The following is a 20,230-nucleotide window of genomic DNA, read 5'->3' as shown; positions in this document are numbered from 1 at the left end:
CGGGCGCGTCCGGCGGGCCCGGCCCCCAGCCCCGACCCTGATCTGTGAGGCACAGCGTGACCAGCGAGAACACTCAGTCCACCACCGGTTCGCACCTCCCGGTCGCCGGCGAGGTCGGGACGGCTCGCGTCAAGCGGGGCATGGCCGAGATGCTCAAGGGTGGCGTCATCATGGACGTCGTCACGGCTGAGCAGGCCAAGATCGCCGAGGACGCGGGAGCCGTCGCCGTGATGGCCCTCGAGCGAGTCCCCGCGGACATCCGGGCCCAGGGTGGCGTCGCTCGCATGAGCGACCCCGACCTGATCGACGGCATCATCAACACCGTCTCGATCCCGGTCATGGCGAAGGCCCGCATCGGCCACTTCGTCGAGGCGCAGGTCCTGCAGAGCCTCGGCGTGGACTACATCGACGAGTCCGAGGTGCTGACGCCCGCCGACTACGAGCACCACATCGACAAGTGGGCGTTCACCGTCCCGTTCGTCTGCGGCGCGACGAACCTGGGCGAGGCGCTGCGTCGCATCAGCGAGGGCGCGGCGATGATCCGGTCGAAGGGCGAGGCCGGCACCGGCGACGTGTCGAACGCGACGACGCACATGCGCACGCTGCGGGACCAGATCCGCCGCCTGACGTCGCTCCCCGAGGACGAGCTGTACCTCGCCGCGAAGGAGCTCCAGGCGCCGTACGACCTGGTCAAGGAGATCGCGGTCGCGGGCAAGCTCCCCGTCGTGCTCTTCACCGCCGGCGGCATCGCCACGCCCGCCGACGCGGCGATGATGATGCAGCTCGGCGCCGAGGGCGTCTTCGTGGGCTCGGGCATCTTCAAGGCAGGCAACCCTGCCCAGCGCGCTGCGGCCATCGTCAAGGCCACCACGTTCTTCGACGACCCCGACGTGATCGCCAACGTCTCGCGCGGTCTGGGCGAGGCCATGGTGGGCATCAACGTCGCCGACGTCCCCGTCCCGCACCGGCTCGCCGAGCGCGGCTGGTGACAGCGGGCCCGCCGCGGGGCGCCCCCGGCGGGCCGACCGCGGGGTCGAGGCTCGGCGCCGAGTGGGTGCTCGGCCACGACGGCCTGCGGTTCCGTCGGGCCGCGCGAGTGATCCTGCTCGACGACACCGACCGGCTCCTGCTCCTGCGCGGGCACGACGTCGACCAGCCCGAGCGCAGCTGGTGGTTCACCGTGGGTGGCGGCATCGACCCGGGGGAGGACGCGCGGTCCGCGGCGGTCCGGGAGGTCCGCGAGGAGACCGGTCTGGTGCTCGAGCCGGCCGACCTCGTCGGTCCGGTGTTCACACGGTCGGCGGTGTTCGACTTCTTCGCGGAGTCGTGCCGGCAGGACGAGGAGATCTTCCTGGCCCGGGTCGTCCCCCGGGTCGACGACCCGGCGCTCAGCCGCGAGGGCTGGACCGACCTGGAGCTGGACGTGCTCGACGAGCTGCGGTGGTGGGAGCTCGACGCGCTGCGCCTTGTCACCGAGGAGGTCTTCCCCGTGGGTCTTGCCGATCTGGTGCAAGGGCTGCTGCCGCGCTGGGACGGCGTCACCCGACACCTGTGAGGGTTCGCCGGGCGAGCGCACCGCCCGGCTGACGGGAAACACTGCCGTCACGCGGGAGGAATACGGTGACGGGCATGCCCACGTCATCGTCGTCCGTCGTCCGCATGCGTCGCAGCGGGATCCGCGAGCTCATGGAGCTCGCGATGGAGGATCCGACGGCGATCCGGCTCGAGCTCGGCGAGCCGGATGTGCCGACCGCGGCGCACGTGATCGACGCGGCGACGCGTGACGCCAAGGCAGGGCACACGGGCTACACGTCGAGCATCGGCGCGCTCGACCTGCGCACGGCGCTGGCCGCCAAGGTCGTGGCCGTCAACGGGCTCGCGGCGACGGCGGACGACATCGTCGTCACGCACGGCGCGATGAGCGGTCTGGCGATGGCGATGAACGCGCTGACCGGCCCAGGCGACGAGATCCTGCTCCCGGACCCGGAGTTCCCGAACTGGCGCATGGCGGCCGTAGCGGCGGGCGCGGAGGTGCGCTGCTACCCGACGCACAAGGAGAACGGGTTCGTCCCGACGCTCGCCGACATCGAGGCCTCGATCACGCCGCAGACCCGGGTCGTCGTCGTGTGCTCTCCGAACAACCCGACGGGTGCCGTCTACCCGCCCGGGCTGCTCGCGGGAATCGTGGCGCTCGCCCGCCGGCACGACCTGTGGGTGTTCGCGGACGAGTGCTACGAGGCCATCACCTTCGGTGTGCCGCACGTCAGCGCAGCGACCTTCGACACCGACGGACGCGTCCTGACGTTCTTCAGCTTCTCCAAGACCTACGCGATGACGGGCTGGCGCCTGGGATACGTCCACGCACGCGACCCGCAGGTGCAGGCCCTGCTCGGTCAGCTCGCGGAGGCCACGGTCGCGTGCCCGTCGTCGGTCAGCCAACGCGCCGGACTCGCCGCTCTCGCGGGCCCGCAGGTCGCGGTGGCCGACGCGGTGGCGTCCTATCGCGAGCGCCGCGACGCCGCGGTGCGGCTGCTCGAGACACGGGGTGTTCCGTGCCTCCGGCCCGACGGTGCCTTCTACCTGATGGTCGACGTCTCGGCGGCCACCACCGACAGCACCGCCTTCGCGGTGCGGCTGCTGGCGGAGCAGCACGTGGCGGTGTCGCCAGGCAGTGCATTCGGCCTGGGTGCCGAAGGGATGGTCAGGGTCTCGCTCGCGAGCGAACGGTCGGGCCTGCTCGAGGGCCTCGATCGGCTCGCGGACCTCGTGCAGGGGTGGAGCGAGGTTCCCGGTGCGACCTCCGACGAGGTCGGACCGGCGAGCGCCCCGGTCATGGGATGACCACCTGTCCCTAGGATGTCCGCGTGAGTCCCACCATCGGTGTCCTGGCCCTGCAGGGCGACGTCCGCGAGCACGCCCGCGCGCTGGAGCTCTGCGGCGCGGGCGCCGTGCCCGTTCGTCGAGCGCGTGAGCTGGCCGGCGTCGACGCCCTGGTGCTCCCGGGCGGGGAGTCGACGACGATCGACAAGCTCTTGCGCGCCTTCGACCTGTTCGAGCCGGTCCGGGACCGGCTGCGTGCCGGTATGCCCGCCTACGGCTCGTGCGCCGGGATGATCCTGCTCGCCGACCGGCTCCTCGGGGCGGCCGACGGCCAGCAGACCCTGGGCGGTCTCGACATCACCGTGCGCCGCAACGCGTTCGGTCGTCAGGTCGACTCGTTCGAGACGGACCTCGTGATCGACGGGATCGACGACACCGCCACGCAACCCGTGCACGCCGTCTTCATCCGGGCGCCGTGGGTCGAGGAGGTCGGTCCCGCCGCGACCGTGCTGGCGCGGGTGGAGACGGGTCCCGCCGCCGGTAGGATCGTCGCGGTGCGGCAGGGTTCACTGCTCGCGACCTCCTTTCATCCGGAGGTCACCGGTGACATGCGCGTGCACCGATTGTTCGTGAAGATCGTCCGCGACAGCCTCTGACGGACCTCCCGGCGTGCCGGGTGCGCAGGGGCTCGGTGGACGGAGACGAAGGGGCACCAACGATGTCGGGTCACTCCAAGTGGGCCACCACCAAGCACCAGAAGGCTGTCGTCGACGCCAAGCGGAGCAAGCTCTTCGCCAAGCTGGTCAAGAACATCGAGGTCGCGGCGCGGACCGGTGGCGGTGACCTCGCCGGCAACCCTACGCTCGTCGACGCGGTCCAGAAGGCCAAGAAGTCGTCGGTCCCGATCGACAACATCAACCGAGCGGTCAAGCGCGGCTCGGGCCAGGAAGCCGGCGGCGCCGACTACCAGTCGATCATCTACGAGGGCTACGGCACCGGCGGCATCGCCGTGCTCGTCGAGTGCCTCACCGACAACCGCAACCGCGCGGCGTCCGACGTGCGCGTCGCGTTCACGCGCAACGGCGGTCAGATGGCGGACCCGGGTTCGGTCTCGTACCTGTTCTCCCGCAAGGGCGTCGTCATCGTCTCCAAGGAGGGCACCACCGAGGACGCCGTCATGGAGGCGGTGCTCGAGGCGGGCGCGCTCGAGGTCAACGACTTCGGCGACTCCTTCGAGATCCTGTCGGAGGCCACCGACCTGGTCCAGGTGCGCACGGCTCTCCAGGACGCCGGCATCGACTACGAGTCGGCGGACGTCGTCTTCTACCCCGCCACGCAGATCGCGGTCGACGCCGAGGGCGCCCGCAAGATCCTGCGCCTGATCGACGCCCTCGAGGACTCCGACGACGTGCAGAACGTGTACGCGAACTTCGATGCGTCCGACGAGGTCATGGCGGAGCTCGAAGCCGACTGAGCCCGTCCGCTCGCCGCCGCGCCGGGAGCCGACACCTCCCGGACGGATCCGACCACGCTGGGAGACTTGAGCCGTGCGCGTGCTCGGAGTGGACCCCGGCCTGACCCGCTGCGGCCTGGGCGTCGTCGACGGGCTGCCCGGGCGCCGCGTGGCGCTCGTGGCGGTGGGCGTCGCCCGGTCGGACCCCGAGCTCGACGCGGACCAGCGCCTGCTCCTGATCGCCACGGTCATCGACGAGTGGATCGAGGAGCACGCCCCGGACGCGGTGGCCGTCGAGCGCGTGTTCGCGCAGCACAACGTGTCCACCGTGATGGGCACTGCGCAGGTGGCCGGCATCGCCATGCTGGCGGCCGCCCGGCGTCGGATCCCCGTCGCGCTGCACACGCCGAGCGAGGTGAAGGCAGCGGTCACGGGCAACGGTCGAGCGGAGAAGCTGCAGGTGCAGTCGATGGTCGCCCGGCTGCTCTCGCTCGACGAGCTGCCGAAGCCGGCAGACGCGGCGGACGCTCTCGCGCTCGCGATCTGTCACCTGTGGCGCCCGGCCGGGGCGCTGGGTGCGCCGCAGCGCGCGCCGGGTTCGCTCACCGCGGCCCAGCGGGCCTGGGCGAGCGCCGAACAGGCGGCGCGTCGGGCCTCACGCGGCTGACGGTCCTTGTTACGGTATCTGCGGCTCGTACAGGTGTTCGGGTCCTCCGGGTGGCCGGGGAGACCCCGAGGTGACAGGAGGCGTCGATGATCGCGTCGGTGCGCGGCACGGTGCTGACGGTGCGGCTCGACGCCGCCGTGATCGAGGTCGGCGGCGTGGGAATGCTCGTGCACGCGACCCCGACGACGCTCGCGGGGCTGCGGACCGGAGCCGTGGCTCAGCTCGCGACGTCGCTCGTCGTCCGCGAGGACTCCCTGACGCTGTTCGGATTCGCCGACGACGACGAGCGCGAGGTCTTCGAGGTCGTGCAGACCGTGAGCGGCGTCGGGCCTCGCCTCGCGCTCGCGATGCTCGCGGTGCACAGCCCTGACGGTCTGCGCCGCGCGGTCGCGGGGGAGGACCTCGCCGCACTCAAGCGAGTGCCGGGCATCGGCCACAAGGGCGCCCAGCGCATCGTGCTCGAGCTCGCCGACCGCCTCGGCGCACCGACGTCGGCGCCCGACACCGGTCCGGCACCGCAGGACGACCGGCGTTCGCAGGTCGTCGATGCCCTGGTCGGACTCGGCTGGACCGCGCGCGCTGCTGAGGACGCCGTCGCGGGTGTGCTCGACGGCGCGACGGGCCCGATCGGGGGCGACGAGGTCGCGGGAGTGCTGCGTGCTGCGCTGCGCGCCCTCGGGGGCGTCCGTGGCTGACGACGGCCTGGCGGGCCCCGAGGTCGACGACTTCGTCGTCAGGCCCGAGGCGGACGACCTCGAACGGGCCGCGGAGGCCGCGCTGCGTCCGCGACGGCTCGAGGAGTTCGTGGGTCAGGCGGTCGTCCGCGAGCAGCTGTCGCTCGTGCTGCAGGCGGCGGTCGGCCGTGGCCGCGCACCTGACCACGTGCTGCTGTCCGGCCCTCCGGGCCTGGGCAAGACGACCCTGGCCATGATCATCGCCGCCGAGCTCGGCGCCTCCCTTCGCGTCACGAGCGGACCCGCGATCCAGCACGCGGGCGACCTGGCGGCTGTGCTGTCGTCGCTCGACGAGGGCGAGGTCCTCTTCATCGACGAGATCCACCGGATCGCGCGACCGGCGGAGGAGCTGCTCTACGTCGCGATGGAGGACTTCCGGGTCGACATCATCGTCGGCAAGGGCGCCGGGGCGAGTGCCATCCCGCTGTCGTTGCCGCCCTTCACGGTCGTCGGAGCGACCACACGCGCGGGGCTGCTGCCCGCGCCGCTGCGCGACCGCTTCGGCTTCACGGGCCACCTCGACTTCTACTCGCCCGACGAGCTCGAGCGGGTGCTTGTGCGCTCGGCACGACTCATGGGCGTCGTGCTTGCTCCCGACGCCGTACCCGAGATCGCGATGCGGTCGCGCGGGACGCCACGCATCGCGAACCGGCTGCTGCGCCGCGTGCGTGACTGGGCGCAGGTCCGCGGGGACGGGACCCTGTCGCTCGACGCCGCGCGCGCCGCTCTTCAGGTGTATGAGGTGGACTTCCTCGGCCTCGACCGGCTCGACCGCGCCGTGCTGACCGCACTGTGCACCCGCTTCGGAGGTGGACCGGTCGGGCTGACGACCCTCGCCGTCGCGGTGGGTGAGGAGCCCGAGACCGTCGAGACGGTTGCCGAGCCGTTCCTCGTCCGCGAGGGGCTCGTCGGACGCACCGCGCGCGGTCGGATCGCGATGCCTGCCGCGTGGGCTCACCTCGGCCTCACCCCGCCGCCTCAGGCGGAGTCGCTGTTCGGTTGAGCGGGAACCCGCGGACCGGTCCGCACGTTAGGCACTCGGAGCCGCTGCGCCTAGACTTCGGCCCGACATTCACCGCAGATCCGGAGACCCACGCTCGTGGACAACGCACCCTTTCTCGTCATCATCCTGATTGCCTTCGGGGCGATGTGGCTCATGTCGAGCCGCACCCGCAAGCAGCAGCGCGCGGCCGCGGACTTCCGCTCGCACCTCGCGCCCGGCCAGGAGGTCATGACGGGCAGCGGGATGTTCGGCACGGTGGTTGCAGTCGACGACGACATCATCACGATCGAGTCCACCCCGGGCAACCAGACCCGGTGGCTCCGTGCGGCGATCGCCAAGGTCATCGAGCCGGCGGTCGACGCCGATCAGGATGACGCGGCCCAGGACGACGCAGCGGGCGACGACGACATCGACGGCCTGAACGACGCCGCCGTCGACGTCCCGGACGACTTGTCCTCCCTGCCTCCTGCACGCGGTGACGAGGACCCCGAGAAGAAGTAGCCAGCAGGGTCCGCCGCCGTTGGCGGACCACAACCCCACCGCCGGCGTCGTGCCGGCGGTGCGCGCACGAGAGAAGACACTCCGTTGGCCCAGCCCACCCGCCGCGAGCGGCCCGCACGTACGGTCGTCACGCTCGGCGTGCTCATCGTCGCCCTGTTCGGCGCACTGATCGCCGGCTCGCACTGGTCGACCGCGACGCTGACCCCGAAGCTCGCGCTCGACCTCGAGGGCGGCACGCAGATCATCCTGACGCCGGTCGCCGAGAACCAGGCGGCGATCACCGACACGACGATCGCCCAGGCGATCGATGTCATCCGTCAGCGCGTCGACTCCTCGGGTGTCTCTGAGGCGGAGATCACCAGCCAGGGCGGCCGCAACATCGTGGTTGCGCTCCCGGGCACCCCGAGCGAGGAGACGCTCAACCTCGTCCGGACCTCCGCGCAGATGGAGTTCCGACCGGTCCTCGCGATCTCCGCTCCCACACCGACGGACACGTCGACGGCCACTGCGACGCCGACGGACGCCGCAACTGCCGCGGCCGGCGCCGCCACCCCCACCCCGAGCGCCATGGCGACCGCGGCCCCGTCGGACACCCCGACCAAGGCGGCCCCGGACAACCCCAGCGACACGGCGTACTACGTCACCCCGAAGGTCGAAGCGGACTTCCTCGCGCTGGACTGCACCAACAAGGCGAACCAGACCGGCGGGAAGCTCTCCGCCGCCGACAAGGCCCTCGTCACGTGCGACCCGACGGGGTCTGCCAAGTACCTGCTCGGCCCGGTTGAGATCCAGGGCAAGGAGATCTCGTCCGCGTCCTCAGGTCTCGGTGTCGGGGCGAACGGGACGGTCTCCGGCAAGTGGGTCGTGAACATCCAGTTCACGGGCACGGGCGGGAGCGAGTTCCGCGTCACGACGACCCGCCTGCAGGGCCTGACGTCGCCGCAGAACCAGTTCGGCATCCTGATGGACGGCCTCGTGATCTCGGCACCGTCGCTCGCGCCCGGCGTCATCATCACGGACGGCAAGGCGGAGATCTCTGGGTCGTTCACCCGCGCGACGGCCGCGACCCTCGCCAACCAGCTCAACTTCGGCTCGCTGCCTCTGACGTTCACCGTGCAGAGCGAGCAGACGGTCTCGGCATCCCTCGGGTCCGAGCAGCTGCAGAAGGGCATCATCGCCGGCCTCATCGGTCTGCTGCTCGTCGTCGTCTACTCGCTGCTGCAGTACCGGACGCTCGGCTTCGTCACTGTCGCCTCCCTCGCCATCGCCGGGCTGATCACCTACGGGGTCATCACGCTGTTGTCGTGGACGCAGGGCTACCGGCTCTCGCTCCCCGGCGTGACAGGGTTGATCGTCGCGATCGGTATCACGGCCGACTCGTTCATCGTCTTCTTCGAGAGAGTGCGTGACGAGCTGCGTGAGGGTCGCACGCTGGTCGCCGCGATCGAGAAGGGCTGGGAGCGCGCGCGTCGCACGATCCTCGCGTCCGACGCGGTGAACTTCCTCGCCGCGGTGGTCCTCTACTTCCTCGCCGTCGGCGGGGTCCGCGGGTTTGCCTTCACCCTCGGCCTGACGACGGTCATCGACCTCGTCGTCGTCTTCACGTTCACGCACCCGATGCTTGCCGTGCTCGCCAAGACGGAGTTCTTCGGGCACGGCCACCCGTGGTCCGGGCTCGACCCGCACCGGCTGGGCGCGCCGCAGACGCCGCGGTATGTCGGTCGTGGTCGCGTGGTCACCGGTCGTCCCGCAGGGGCGCCCGGGGGTCTCGCGGCCCAGGGCGAGAAGGTTCCGGCCGTCGTGACCGTGAGTTCGCCCACCGGGCAGCAGACGATCGCCGAGCGGCGTGCCGCCTCGCGGGCTGCGGCAGCGGCCGCCGACCCAGCCGCTGGCGGCACCGATCCGGTGTCACCAGACACGGCGGGCGGCGGCGCCGAGGCGGAGCCCACGTCCGGTCGTACCGAAGGGAACGAGCTCTGATGGCCGTTGGATTCGCCCAGTGGGGCAACGACCTCTACACGGGACGCCGCTCCTACGACATCGTGGGGCGCAAGCGCCTGTGGTTCACCATCTCGTTCACGCTGGTCGCGATCTGCGCGATCCTGCTCGTCAAGCCGGGGCTGAACCCGGGCATCGAGTTCCGTGGCGGATCGGAGTTCGTGATCTCCGGGGTTCCGACGAGCGACCAGAAGCTCGCCGCCGACACCGTCGCGTCCTTCGCCCCTGAGGAGATCCCGCGCGTCACGACGGTGGGTGGCTCGTCCCTGCGCATCCAGACGGCGACCCTGAGCAACGCCGAGGTCGAGAAGGCCGCAGCGGCGCTCGCCGTCGCCTACAACGTCCCGGTCACGCAGGTGACGAGCAACTTCGTCGGCCCGTCGTGGGGCCAGGACGTCTCGTCGAAGGCGATCCGCGGACTCATCGTCTTCCTCGTTCTCGTGACGCTCGTGTTGACGATCTACTTCCGGAACTGGCGGATGGCCGTCGCGGCGCTCCTCGCGCTCTTCCATGACCTGATCATCACGGTCGGCATCTACGCCGCGGTGGGGTGGGAGGTCACACCGGCAACGATGATCGGCTTCCTGACGATTCTCGGGTACTCGATCTACGACACAGTCGTCGTCTTCGACAAGGTGCGCGAGAACACGGCCGCGGTCCTCGACCAGACGCGGTTCACCTACGCCGAGAAGGCCAACCTGGCCGTCAACCAGACCCTCGTGAGGTCGATCAACACCTCGGTCGTCGCGCTCCTGCCGGTCAGCGGGATCCTGTTCATCGGGGCGTTCGTGCTCGGCGCCGGGACGCTGCGGGACATCGCACTCGCACTGTTCGTCGGGATGGCAATCGGCGCGTTCTCCTCGATCTTCCTGGCGACCCCGTTCGAGGTGCTCCTGCGGGAGCGCGAGCCCAAGCTCCACGAGCACACCGCCAAGGTGCTGGCCAACCGTGCCAAGACCGATTCCGGCGACCAGGTCGGGGCTGCGGCCGTGGGACGAGCCACCGCCCAGCTGCGACCCGGCTCGCACCAGGGCAACGCGGCACAGCCGCGACGCCGCAAGTGACGGCGTCCACGGACGTGAACACGCTGTCGGAGTCGATCGGCGACCGGCTGACGGGCGATGCCCTCGTCGCACGACTGCACGAGCTCATCCGGGACGTGCCCGACTTCCCGCGCCCCGGGGTGGGATTCAAGGACATCACCCCGCTGCTCGCGGACGCTGAGGCGTTCGCCGCTGTCGTCGCGGAGATCGCTGCTCGCGTCGACGGTCCGGTCGACCTGGTCGCCGGCACGGAGGCGCGGGGGTTCATCCTCGCGGCACCCGTGGCGGTCGCACTGGGCGCGGGTTTCGTGCCGGTGCGCAAGGCAGGCAAGCTGCCTGGACCCACGGCCTCGCAGCAGTACGAGCTGGAGTACGGCCACGCGACGGTCGAGGTGCATCCCTTCACGGTGCCCCGCGGGTCGCGCGTCCTGATCGTCGACGACGTGCTGGCCACCGGCGGCACAGCGGGCGCGACGATCCGGCTCTTCGAGGAGTGCGGCGCCCACGTCGTCGGGTTGTCGTTCCTGGTCGACCTGCGCTTCCTGGGCGGGCGCGCAACGCTCGCCGGCCACCGGGTGGAAACCCTGCTTGACGTGCTCTAGAGCGCCGCAGACGTAGACTTTCTCGATCGGGTCGGTGGAGACCCACCGCGGATGGTGCACACCTGCACCGATCGCCGCGGCATCCGACGGTCGACGCTGGGAGGTCCGTGCCGTGACTGACGACGTGCGCGCGGCCGAGGCCGACGTCCAGACAGGTCCGACGGAGGTCGTGCCGAGCGGGTCGGCAAACCGGGTGCGTTCCCGGCTGGCGAGGTTCGGCTCCCGGGGCGCCGCGACGTCTCCCGCCATCGAACCGCTCCTTCTGGCGATCCACTCGAACCACCCGAAGGCCGACCTCTCGGTCGTCGAGCAGGCCTACGTCGTCGCCGAGCGCGCGCACCGCGGCCAGCTCCGCAAGAGCGGCGACCCGTACATCACCCATCCGGTCGCCGTCGCGACGATCCTCGCGGAGCTGGGCATGACACCGCCCACCCTGGCGGCCGCTCTGCTCCACGACACGGTGGAGGACACGGACTACTCCCTCGAGCAGCTGCGCGCCGAGTTCGGCCCCGAGATCGCGATGCTCGTCGACGGCGTGACGAAGCTCGACAAGGTCCAGTTCGGCGAGGCCGCCCAGGCGGAGACCGTGCGCAAGATGGTCGTCGCGATGTCCCGGGACATCCGGGTGCTCGTCATCAAGCTCGCCGACCGCCTGCACAACGCCCGCACGTGGAAGTTCGTCGCGTCCGCATCTGCGGAGAAGAAGGCCCGCGAGACGCTCGAGATCTATGCGCCGCTCGCGCACCGGCTCGGGATGAACACCATCAAGTGGGAGCTCGAGGACCTGTCGTTCGCGACGCTCTACCCCAAGGTGTACGAGGAGATCGTGCACCTGGTGAGCGAGCGGGCGCCCGCCCGTGAGGAGTACCTGGCGGTCGTCCGGGACCAGGTGAGCGCCGACCTGAGGGCTGCCAAGATCAAGGCGACGGTGACCGGTCGGCCCAAGCACTACTACTCGATCTACCAGAAGATGATCGTGCGCGGCCGCGACTTCACGGATATCTACGACCTCGTCGGGGTGCGCGTCCTGGTGGACTCGGTGCGGGACTGCTACGCCGTCCTCGGTGCGCTGCATGCGCGCTGGAACCCGGTGCCCGGCCGGTTCAAGGACTACATCGCGATGCCGAAGTTCAACCTCTACCAGTCGCTGCACACGACGGTGATCGGCCCGGGCGGCAAGCCCGTCGAGATCCAGATCCGCACCCACGACATGCACCGCCGAGCCGAGTACGGCGTGGCCGCGCACTGGAAGTACAAGGAGAACGCGAAGCTCGGCCCGACGACGACGGACTCGAGCGGCAACGACATGACCTGGCTGCGCCAGCTCGTGGACTGGCAGAAGGAGACGGCCGACCCGAGCGAGTTTCTCGACTCGCTGCGGTTCGAGATCGCCGGCGCCGAGGTGTACGTGTTCACGCCCAAGGGCGACGTCATGGCACTGCCGGCCGGCTCGACGCCGGTGGACTTCGCCTACGCGGTCCACACGGAGGTCGGACATCGCACGATGGGCGCGCGCGTCAACGGCCGCCTCGTGCCGCTCGACTCCACGCTCGAGAACGGCGACGTCGTCGACGTCTTCACGTCGAAGTCGGAGACGGCAGGTCCGAGCCGCGACTGGATGGGCTTCGTCAAGAGCCCGCGGGCGCGCAACAAGATCCGCCAGTGGTTCTCCAAGGAGCGACGCGAGGAAGCCATCGAGCACGGCAAGGACGCCATCGCCAAGGCGATGCGCAAGCAGAACCTGCCGATCCAGCGCCTGCTGTCCCACGAGGCGCTCGTGGCGCTCGCGCACGAGATGCGTCACGCCGACGTCTCGTCGCTGTACGCGGCGATCGGCGAGGGGCAGGTGTCGGCGGCGACGGTCGTCCAGCGGCTCGTGCACTCGATGGGCGGCGAGCCCGGCGCCGAGGAGGACCTGGCCGAGACGACGCTGCCCGGCGTCAGCAAGCGGCGCGTCCGCACCGGGGACTCGGGTGTGATCGTCAAGGGCGTCGACGACGTGTGGGTCAAGCTCGCCAAGTGCTGCACCCCGGTGCCGGGCGACGAGATCGTGGGGTTCGTGACCCGGGGGGCCGGTGTCAGCGTGCACCGGACCGACTGCGTGAACGTCGGGGCCCTACGGGCCGAGCCTGAGCGGATCGTCGAGGTCGAGTGGACCCAGGGCGGCAGCGGTCTCTTCCTCGTGCAGATCCAGGTCGAAGCGCTCGACCGTAGCCGGCTGCTGTCTGACGTGACGCGCGTCCTCTCGGACCATCACGTGAACATCCTCTCGGCGTCGGTCTCGACGTCCCGCGACCGTGTGGCGCTGTCCCGGTTCGTGTTCGAGATGGCTGAGCCGTCGCACCTCGCCTCGGTGCTCGCCGCGGTCCGGAAGGTCGAAGGAGTGTTCGACGTCTACCGGCTCACGGGGGCCAAAGCCGCTGAGCATCCGGTGATCCGGGCCTGATCGATCCCGACCTGACTGGCCCGGGGTCGATCGACCAGGCCCGGGCCTGCTCGATCCGTGCCGCGAGACCCTGCCGGCTCGCGATGCGTGCCAAGGTGGCTCGGGCGTCCCGGACACCCGCATACCCGCCGAGCGCGTCGATCGTGCGGAGCGCTGACGCAGCGTCGAACCCGGCGTCACACAGCGGCCCGAGCAGCTCCTGCGCCTGGTCGGCCGGGAACCAGCGTGCGATGTCGAGGCCGGTGCGCTGGACCGACGTCGCGCGGCCGGCCCCCAGCGACACGACGTCCGCGTCGGTGAGCTCGCATTCGTGCGGCGTCCTGCCCGGATGGGGATCGGGACGACGAACGCGGGGGCCGACCAGCACGGCGACCCGCTGGGGCTCGTGAGCGCCCGTGTGGACCCAGAGGGCTGCCTGGCGTCCCACGACGCACCGTGCCGGCACCAGGGCGGCCAGTGAGGCGAGCCGGAGCTCTGGAGTGGCTGCAGCGTCCGCCGGGATCGTCAGGTCGCCACGGACCACGAGGGTGATGCCGTCCCGGAGCATCGCCTGATGCGCGACGGGGCCGAGCAGTGCGGGGAGCACACGGTCCGGTGCCTCGGGGTTCGCGGGGCGTGGCAGCCACGGGCGTGCGTGCATCCGTCCAGCATCGCGTCGTCGGTACCGTCGTGCGGTGCCCCCGGCAGATCTGTGGACAGCCACCCGCCCGCCACGCGTCGGTCGGACCGCCGCTGTTCCGACGCAGCCAGGTCAGAGCCGCTGGCTCGTGCCCCGACGTCACTGTCGGGGGCACGAGCCATCGATCAGCCGCGGGCGTCCCGGGCTGCCCGCTGGACCTGCTCGAGCCACGACCGACGAGCGTCGAGCGCTGCCTGGGCCTCGGCGACCTTGCGCGCGTCGCCCTTGGCCTGGGCGGCCACGAGATCGGCCTCGAGCCCCGCGATGGCACTCTCGAGCTGTGCCGCGGCACCCTCGGCACGCGCTCGTGTCTCCGGGTTGCTCCGCTGCCACACGGCCTGGTCGGCATCGCGGATGGCCGTCTCGACCGCACGGAGCCGGGCCTCGATCCGCTGGACGTCGGCGCGGGGAACCTTCCCGGCTGATTCCCACCGGTCCTGAAGCGTGCGCAGCGCGGCCTTGGCCGCGTTGACGTCCTTCACGGGGACGAGTCGCTCGGCCTCGCTCAGCAGCGCTTCCTTGAGCTCGAGGTTGGCCCGGTACTCGTCGTCGGTCGAGGCGGCGGACGCGTCGCGGGCCGCGAAGAACGCGTCCTGAGCGGCACGGAACCGCGCCCACAGCGCGTCGTCGTCGGACCGGCTCGCACGCCCCGACGCCTTCCAGCGGGCCATGAGGTCGCGGTAGACACCCGCGGTGGGTCCCCAGTCGGTGCTGGTCGCGAGGCTCTCGGCCTCGCGGACCAGATCCTCCTTGGCGGCCTTCGCTCCGGCATTGCGCGACTCGAGCTCCGCGAAGAAGTGGCGACGCTCGCGATCGAACGTGGTGCGAGCGTGGCTGAAGCGCTTCCAGAGCGACTCCTCGGAGGCGCGGTCGAGGCGCGGTCCGCTGCGCTGCGCTTCCTTCCACTGATCGAGGAGCACCCGAAGCTGTTCGCCGGCCGGGCGCCACTGGATCCGCTCCGGATCGGTGCCGGCGATCTTCTCGGCCTGCTCGACGATCTGGGTGCGCTCGGCCAGCACGATCGCTCGTGCTGCCGCCCGCTCGGCCTCGGCGGCCGCGCGGCGCTCGGCGGCGACGGGCCGCAGGGCGTCGAGCCGTGCGCGGAGGCCGTCGAGGTCGCCGACGGCTGCGGGCTCGCTGAGCTCCTCGGCGAGCTTCGTCAGGGTCTGGTCGATCTCCTTGACCGCCAGGTCCGTCGCGGTCAGCCGGGTCTCGAAGAGCACGACCTTGGCCTTGAGGTCGAGGAACCGACGGACGTAGAGGCTGAGTGCGTCCTCAGCGCTCGCGCCCGGGAACTGGCCGACCGTCCGCTCACCGGCTGCCTCGCGGACCCAGACCGTGCCGTCGTCGTCGACCCGCCCGAAGGCGGATGCGGCGGCGGCCTCGGCCGCGTCGATCGGAGGGGCGACCGGCGCCGCAGGAGCTGCGGGCGAGTCGGCGCGAGGCCCAGCGGGCGCGACAGGGCGCACGGGCGGTCGCGGCAACGGTCGCGGCACGGGCCGAGGAACCGGACGAGGACTCGGGGGAGCCTCCGGCGTCGTGGTGCCCGGCTCCTCGACAGCCTCCGGCTCGGCCGTTGCCGGCGCCGAGTCCTCGGCCTCCGGTGCGACCTCCTCGTCCGGTGCCGCCTCCTCGTTCGGTGCAGCATCGTTCGGTGCAGATTCCTCCGCGACGGTCGCCTCGACCGCGAAGTCGACCGCGGACGCGGGCGACGACGTCACATCGTCGGGCCCTGCGGCAGACGGTGCGGGGACCTCGTCGGGCTCGTGCTGCGTCGCAGCCGGGTTCTCGGTCACTGGGTCTCCACTCCCTCGATGGTGACGCGGGTGGCGGGCGCACCTTGGGTGCCACCCCCCTGAACTCCCGCGTCAGCGATTGCCTGCACCACGCCCAGTCCGGACGTGATGTGGCCGAAAATCGTGTATCCACCCGCCGTGTCCGACGGGATGGTCGTGTCCTGGTACACCAGGAAGAACTGGCTGCCCATGGACGACCCGTCGTTCGACTGGCGGGCCATGGCGATCGTGCCTGCCTTGTAGACGCCGTCGGCCGGGGCGTTCTCGATGGGCCCCCAGGCGTAGCCCGGGCCGCCTGTCCCGCCGGACCCGTTCTCACCGGTCGCTGTCGGGTCGCCGCACTGGAGCACGTGGATGCCGAGCGCGAGCCGGTGGCACACGGTGCCGTTGAAGTAGCCGTCCTTCGCGAGCGTCACGAAGTTGGCGACGGCCTGCGGTGCCGCTGCGCCGTCCAGCTCGATGCCGACCGCGCCGCTGTTGAGCGTGAGCGTCCCGGTCCAGGTCCGGGCACCGGCGACGCTCTTGTCGGGAAGGGCGCGCGTGGACGACGGCGATGCCGACGGCGAGCCGGTCGAGGACGGGATCGGGGTCGCGGCGCTGGGCTTGTCCTTCGTCAGGGCGACGGCCCCAGCAACTCCCGCCGTCACCAGCAGAACGCCGAGGAGCGAGCCGACGATGACCTGCAGGCGGCGGCGTCGTGCCTTGTGCTCGGCTTGACGCTGCTGCCACTTCTCGTACCGGCGGCGCTCGTACTCGCGCTCGCGCTTGCTCGACGACACGCATGCTCCTCGACGACGGGCGAGCGGCGAGACTCTGGCCTGCCGCGACGCACTCCTGGACCCCGACAGTCTAGGCAGCCGTGGCGAGCTGATCGCCACCGCGGACCGCGCCGAGGTCACGGTCTGGTCTCGACCGGCGGCGCCTGGGCTGCGGTGACGGTCGGTAGCGTGGCCGCATGGAGCTCCTGACCGTCGTCGCACCCGTGTTCGGCACCAACTGCTACGTCGTCGTCGCCGACGACAGCACGTGCGTCATCGTGGACGCCGGCGCCGGCGTCGCGCCGGGGGTGCGCCGCCTCGTGGCCGAGCGCGGCCTGACGCCCGTCGCCGTCCTGGCCACGCACGGCCACGTCGACCACACGTGGGACGCGGCCGAGCTCACCTCGGCGTTCGACGTGCCGTTCGTCCTCCACGCTGCGGATGCATACCGGTTGGCGGACCCGTTCGGCACGCTCGGTCAGGTCGGGGCCAGCCACGACGAGGACGGACCGCTCGCTCGCGCCCTGGCCGACATCGGCGCCGGTCCGGACTCGTACCGCGCGCCGGACCGGGTCGAGCCGTTCGGCAGCGAGCCCGGACCTGACGGACGCACGGCCGACGTCGTGCTCGAGCTGGGTGGTGTGCGCCTTGTCGCCCGCCACGCGCCCGGCCACACCGAGGGATCGACCCTCTACCTCCTCGACAGCGAGCCAGCCGTCGCGCTGACGGGGGACGTGCTCTTCGCGGGGTCGATCGGTCGCTCGGATCTCCCCGGGGGCGACGACGCCGTCATGGCAAGGACGCTGCGCGACGTCGTGCGCAACCTCGATCCACAGACGCTCGTGCTGCCGGGCCACGGACCGTCGTCACGGCTCGGCGTCGAGCTGCGGGCCAACCCCTACCTGCGCGGGTAGGTCCCCGGGCACCTGGCAGGATGGGGCACCATGGCCCGACCGACCCCCCTGTCCGGATTTCCTGAGTGGCTGCCCGACGGGCGCATCGTCGAGCAGCACGTGCTCGACGTCCTGCGCCGCACGTTCGAGCTCCACGGCTTCGCAGGCATCGAGACGCGGGCCGTCGAGCCGCTGGACCAGCTGCTGCGCAAGGGTGAGACCTCCAAAGAGGTGTACGTGCTGCGCCGGCTCCAGGAGGAGGCGGGGGCCGCGGGCGACGACCGCGCCGGCCAGCTCGGTCTGCACTTCGACCTGACGGTCCCGTTCGCGCGGTACGTGCTCGAGAACGCGGGTCACCTCGCGTTCCCGTTCCGCCGCTACCAGATCCAGAAGGTGTGGCGCGGCGAGCGGCCCCAGGACGGACGCTTCCGCGAGTTCGTGCAGGCGGACATCGACGTGGTCGCCGCGGGGGAGCTCGCGTACCACTACGAGGTCGAGCTGCCCCTGGTCATGGCTGAGGCGCTGGGCACGCTGGGGTCCATCGGCGTCCCGCCCGTGCGCATCCTCGTCAACAACCGCAAGGTCGCCGAGGGCTTCTACCGCGGCCTCGGTCTCGACGACGTGGACGGGGTGCTGCGCAGCATCGACAAGCTCGACAAGATCGGCGCGAGCGCGGTCGCCGAGCTCCTCGTGGCCGAGACCGGCGCGACCGCGGAGCAGGCCGACGCGTGCCTCGCCCTCGCGGCGATCTCGGGGGACGACGACGGCGTCATCACCCGGGTCCGCGAGCTCGCGACCGCGCACTCCGTCACCTCAGAGCTGCTCGAGGAGGGGCTGGGCGAGCTCGGAACCCTCATGCGCGCTGCGGCGACACGTGCGCCCGGTGTCGTCGTTGCCGACCTCAAGATCGCGCGAGGGCTCGACTACTACACCGGCTCGGTCTACGAGACGCTGCTCGTCGGGCACGAGCAGCTGGGCTCGATCTGCTCGGGCGGGCGCTACGACACGCTCGCGTCCGACGGCACCACCACCTACCCCGGGGTCGGGCTGTCCATCGGTGTCTCGCGCCTCGTCTCTCGGCTCCTGACGGGCGGCCTCGTGCGGGCCACCCGGTCGGTTCCCAGCGCCGTGCTGGTCGCAGTCACCTCGGAGGACCTGCGCCCGGCGTCGGACGCCGTGGCGACCGCGCTGCGCGCGCGGGGGATCCCCGTGGAGGTCGCGCCGTCGGCGGCGAAGTTCGGCAAGCAGATCCGGCACGCGGACCGGCGCGGCATCCCGTTCGTGTGGTTCGTCGGGGCGGTGGACGAGGACGGCATCCCGACGCCGGACCAGGTCAAGGACATCCGCTCGGGCGACCAGCAGGCGGCCGACGCCGCGACCTGGGAACCGTCGTCGGACGACTGGTGGCCCCGGGTCGTCCCCGCGACCTGATCGTCGCCGCCGTTGACTAAGATCTCCAGAGCGCCGGTCTCCGCGCGCCCCTGATCGTCCCGGAAGGACTGATTCGTGCTTCGCACCCATACGGCCGGCTCGCTGCGAGCCGAGCACATCGGCACCACCGTCACCCTCACGGGCTGGGTGGACCGGCGCCGGGATCACGGCGGGGTGGCGTTCATCGACCTCCGGGACGCGTCGGGGATCGCCCAGGTCGTGATCCGCGACGAGGCGGTCGCGCACGGGCTGCGCAACGAGTACGTCCTGCAGGTGACCGGCGCGGTCGGCGCCCGGCCGGAGGGTAACGAGAACCCGCACCTGGCCACCGGGGCGATCGAGATCGTCGCCGAGACGGTCGTCGTGCTCAACGAGTCCGCGCCGCTGCCCTTCCAGGTGTCCTCAGCCCTCGACGAGACGGTCGGCGAGGAGGTCCGGCTCAAGTACCGCTACCTCGACCTGCGTCGTCCCGCACCCGCGCACGCGCTCCGCCTGCGCTCCAAGGTCAACCAGGCCGCACGCCGTGTCCTCGACGCGCACGACTTCGTCGAGATCGAGACGCCGACCCTCACGCACTCGACGCCCGAGGGGGCACGCGACTTCGTCGTGCCGGCCCGGCTGTCGCCCGGCGCCTGGTATGCGCTGCCGCAGTCGCCGCAGCTCTTCAAGCAGCTGCTCATGGTGGCCGGCATGGAGCGGTACTACCAGATCGCCCGGTGCTACCGCGACGAGGACTTCCGCGCCGACCGGCAGCCGGAGTTCACTCAGCTCGACGTCGAGATGAGCTTCGTCGAGCAGGACGACGTCATCGAGCTCGGCGAGGAGGTCCTCGTCGCGCTGTGGGAGCTGATCGGCTACACGATCCCGACGCCTATCCCGCGCATGACGTTCGCCGACGCGATGGACCGGTTCGGCAGCGACAAGCCCGACCTCCGCTTCGGTCTCGAGCTCGTCGAGATGACCGAGTACTTCACCGACACCCCGTTCCGCGTGTTCCAGGCGCCGTACGTGGGCGCCGTCGTGCAGCCGGGTGGCGCGGCCACCCCTCGCCGTGGCTTTGACGCGTGGCAGGACTGGGCCAAGCAGCGCGGCGCCAAGGGCCTGGCGTACGTGACGGTCTCCGAGGACGGCGAGCTCGCCGGCCCGGTCGCCAAGAACCTCTCCGACGCCGAGCGCGCCGGGCTCGTCGCGGCCGTCGGCGCCAACCCCGGGGACGCGGTCTTCTTCGCGGCCGGCAAGCGCGCCGAGGCGCAGACACTGCTCGGTGCGGCGCGACTCGAGATCGGACGGCGGGGCGGCCTCATCGACCCGGCCGCGTGGGAGTTCGTCTGGATCGTCGACGCACCGCTCTTCAAGCCCACCGGCGAGGACGACGACGTGTCACTCGGCACCAGCGCCTGGACGGC

Annotated in this window: 19 protein-coding genes; 16 read left to right on the top strand and 3 right to left on the bottom strand. The window is 71.3% G+C overall.

Annotated elements, in window-relative coordinates:
* The first annotated feature begins 56 nt into the window (after positions 1 to 56).
* From pdxS to VFW79_RS15330, 13 genes are all read left to right on the top strand, one after another.
* Positions 57 to 989, top strand: a complete 933-nt coding sequence (pdxS, locus tag VFW79_RS15390) for a pyridoxal 5'-phosphate synthase lyase subunit PdxS (protein ID WP_329678167.1) — start codon at positions 57 to 59, stop codon at positions 987 to 989.
* Entirely contained in the window at positions 986 to 1,555 is a 570-nt protein-coding gene (locus tag VFW79_RS15385) for an NUDIX hydrolase (protein ID WP_329678166.1), read from the top strand. The genes pdxS and VFW79_RS15385 overlap by 4 nt, the downstream gene beginning before the upstream one ends.
* A gap of 74 nt (positions 1,556 to 1,629) precedes the next feature.
* The gene (locus VFW79_RS15380) at positions 1,630 to 2,841 is read left to right on the top strand and encodes a pyridoxal phosphate-dependent aminotransferase (RefSeq protein ID WP_329678165.1); all 1,212 of its coding nucleotides are present in this window, start codon (positions 1,630 to 1,632) and stop codon (positions 2,839 to 2,841) included.
* Positions 2,842 to 2,864: 23 nt separating this feature from the next.
* Positions 2,865 to 3,476 carry a pyridoxal 5'-phosphate synthase glutaminase subunit PdxT gene (gene pdxT / locus VFW79_RS15375; protein ID WP_329678164.1) on the top strand — a complete coding sequence of 204 codons (612 nt, stop codon included), beginning with the start codon at positions 2,865 to 2,867 and terminating at the stop codon, positions 3,474 to 3,476.
* Between the two features lie 62 nt (positions 3,477 to 3,538).
* Entirely contained in the window at positions 3,539 to 4,294 is a 756-nt protein-coding gene (locus VFW79_RS15370; RefSeq protein WP_329678163.1) for a YebC/PmpR family DNA-binding transcriptional regulator, read from the top strand.
* A 73-nt stretch (positions 4,295 to 4,367) separates the two neighbouring features.
* Entirely contained in the window at positions 4,368 to 4,940 is a 573-nt protein-coding gene (ruvC, locus tag VFW79_RS15365) for a crossover junction endodeoxyribonuclease RuvC (protein ID WP_329678162.1), read from the top strand.
* A gap of 86 nt (positions 4,941 to 5,026) precedes the next feature.
* Positions 5,027 to 5,635 carry a Holliday junction branch migration protein RuvA gene (gene ruvA / locus VFW79_RS15360; protein WP_329678161.1) on the top strand — a complete coding sequence of 203 codons (609 nt, stop codon included), beginning with the start codon at positions 5,027 to 5,029 and terminating at the stop codon, positions 5,633 to 5,635.
* Positions 5,628 to 6,677 carry a Holliday junction branch migration DNA helicase RuvB gene (ruvB, locus tag VFW79_RS15355; protein WP_329678160.1) on the top strand — a complete coding sequence of 350 codons (1,050 nt, stop codon included), beginning with the start codon at positions 5,628 to 5,630 and terminating at the stop codon, positions 6,675 to 6,677. The genes ruvA and ruvB overlap by 8 nt, the downstream gene beginning before the upstream one ends.
* 96 nt (positions 6,678 to 6,773) lie before the next feature.
* Entirely contained in the window at positions 6,774 to 7,178 is a 405-nt protein-coding gene (gene yajC, locus VFW79_RS15350; RefSeq protein WP_329678159.1) for a preprotein translocase subunit YajC, read from the top strand.
* 84 nt (positions 7,179 to 7,262) lie between these two features.
* Entirely contained in the window at positions 7,263 to 9,158 is a 1,896-nt protein-coding gene (secD, locus tag VFW79_RS15345; protein WP_329678158.1) for a protein translocase subunit SecD, read from the top strand.
* A complete protein-coding gene (gene secF, locus VFW79_RS15340; protein WP_329678157.1) occupies positions 9,158 to 10,240 on the top strand; it encodes a protein translocase subunit SecF in 1,083 nt (360 codons plus the stop codon). The genes secD and secF overlap by 1 nt, the downstream gene beginning before the upstream one ends.
* A 23-nt stretch (positions 10,241 to 10,263) precedes the next feature.
* Entirely contained in the window at positions 10,264 to 10,821 is a 558-nt protein-coding gene (locus VFW79_RS15335) for an adenine phosphoribosyltransferase (protein ID WP_329678186.1), read from the top strand.
* A gap of 112 nt (positions 10,822 to 10,933) precedes the next feature.
* Complete coding sequence (locus VFW79_RS15330; protein WP_414648000.1) at positions 10,934 to 13,267, top strand: RelA/SpoT family protein; 2,334 nt, start codon at positions 10,934 to 10,936, stop codon at positions 13,265 to 13,267.
* Here VFW79_RS15330 and VFW79_RS15325 read toward each other — a convergent pair.
* The 3 genes from VFW79_RS15325 to VFW79_RS15315 all read right to left on the bottom strand — a co-directional run bounded on the left by VFW79_RS15325 (position 13,224) and on the right by VFW79_RS15315 (position 16,521).
* A complete protein-coding gene (locus VFW79_RS15325) occupies positions 13,224 to 13,907 on the bottom strand; it encodes a hypothetical protein (RefSeq protein WP_329678156.1) in 684 nt (227 codons plus the stop codon). The two genes, VFW79_RS15330 and VFW79_RS15325, sit on opposite strands and share 44 nt — an antisense overlap.
* 164 nt (positions 13,908 to 14,071) lie before the next feature.
* The gene (locus VFW79_RS15320; protein ID WP_329678155.1) at positions 14,072 to 15,742 is read right to left on the bottom strand and encodes a DUF349 domain-containing protein; all 1,671 of its coding nucleotides are present in this window, start codon (positions 15,740 to 15,742) and stop codon (positions 14,072 to 14,074) included.
* A complete protein-coding gene (locus VFW79_RS15315; protein ID WP_329678154.1) occupies positions 15,739 to 16,521 on the bottom strand; it encodes a peptidylprolyl isomerase in 783 nt (260 codons plus the stop codon). The genes VFW79_RS15320 and VFW79_RS15315 overlap by 4 nt, the downstream gene beginning before the upstream one ends.
* Positions 16,522 to 16,697: 176 nt before the next feature.
* Between VFW79_RS15315 and VFW79_RS15310 the strand changes: the two genes are divergently transcribed.
* The 3 genes from VFW79_RS15310 to aspS all read left to right on the top strand — a co-directional run.
* Entirely contained in the window at positions 16,698 to 17,414 is a 717-nt protein-coding gene (locus VFW79_RS15310) for an MBL fold metallo-hydrolase (RefSeq protein ID WP_329678153.1), read from the top strand.
* 30 nt (positions 17,415 to 17,444) lie between these two features.
* Positions 17,445 to 18,824 carry a histidine--tRNA ligase gene (gene hisS, locus VFW79_RS15305; RefSeq protein WP_329678152.1) on the top strand — a complete coding sequence of 460 codons (1,380 nt, stop codon included), beginning with the start codon at positions 17,445 to 17,447 and terminating at the stop codon, positions 18,822 to 18,824.
* Between the two features lie 75 nt (positions 18,825 to 18,899).
* Positions 18,900 to 20,230, top strand: a 1,331-nt coding sequence (gene aspS, locus VFW79_RS15300; protein WP_329678151.1) for an aspartate--tRNA ligase, incomplete at its 3' end; no start/stop codon positions are given.

This window comes from Cellulomonas sp., from assembly GCF_036279715.1.
GTDB lineage: Bacteria > Actinomycetota > Actinomycetes > Actinomycetales > Cellulomonadaceae > Cellulomonas_A.
The sequence above is the reverse complement of the archived record's forward strand: the minus strand, read 5'-3'. Positions and strand labels throughout refer to the sequence as shown.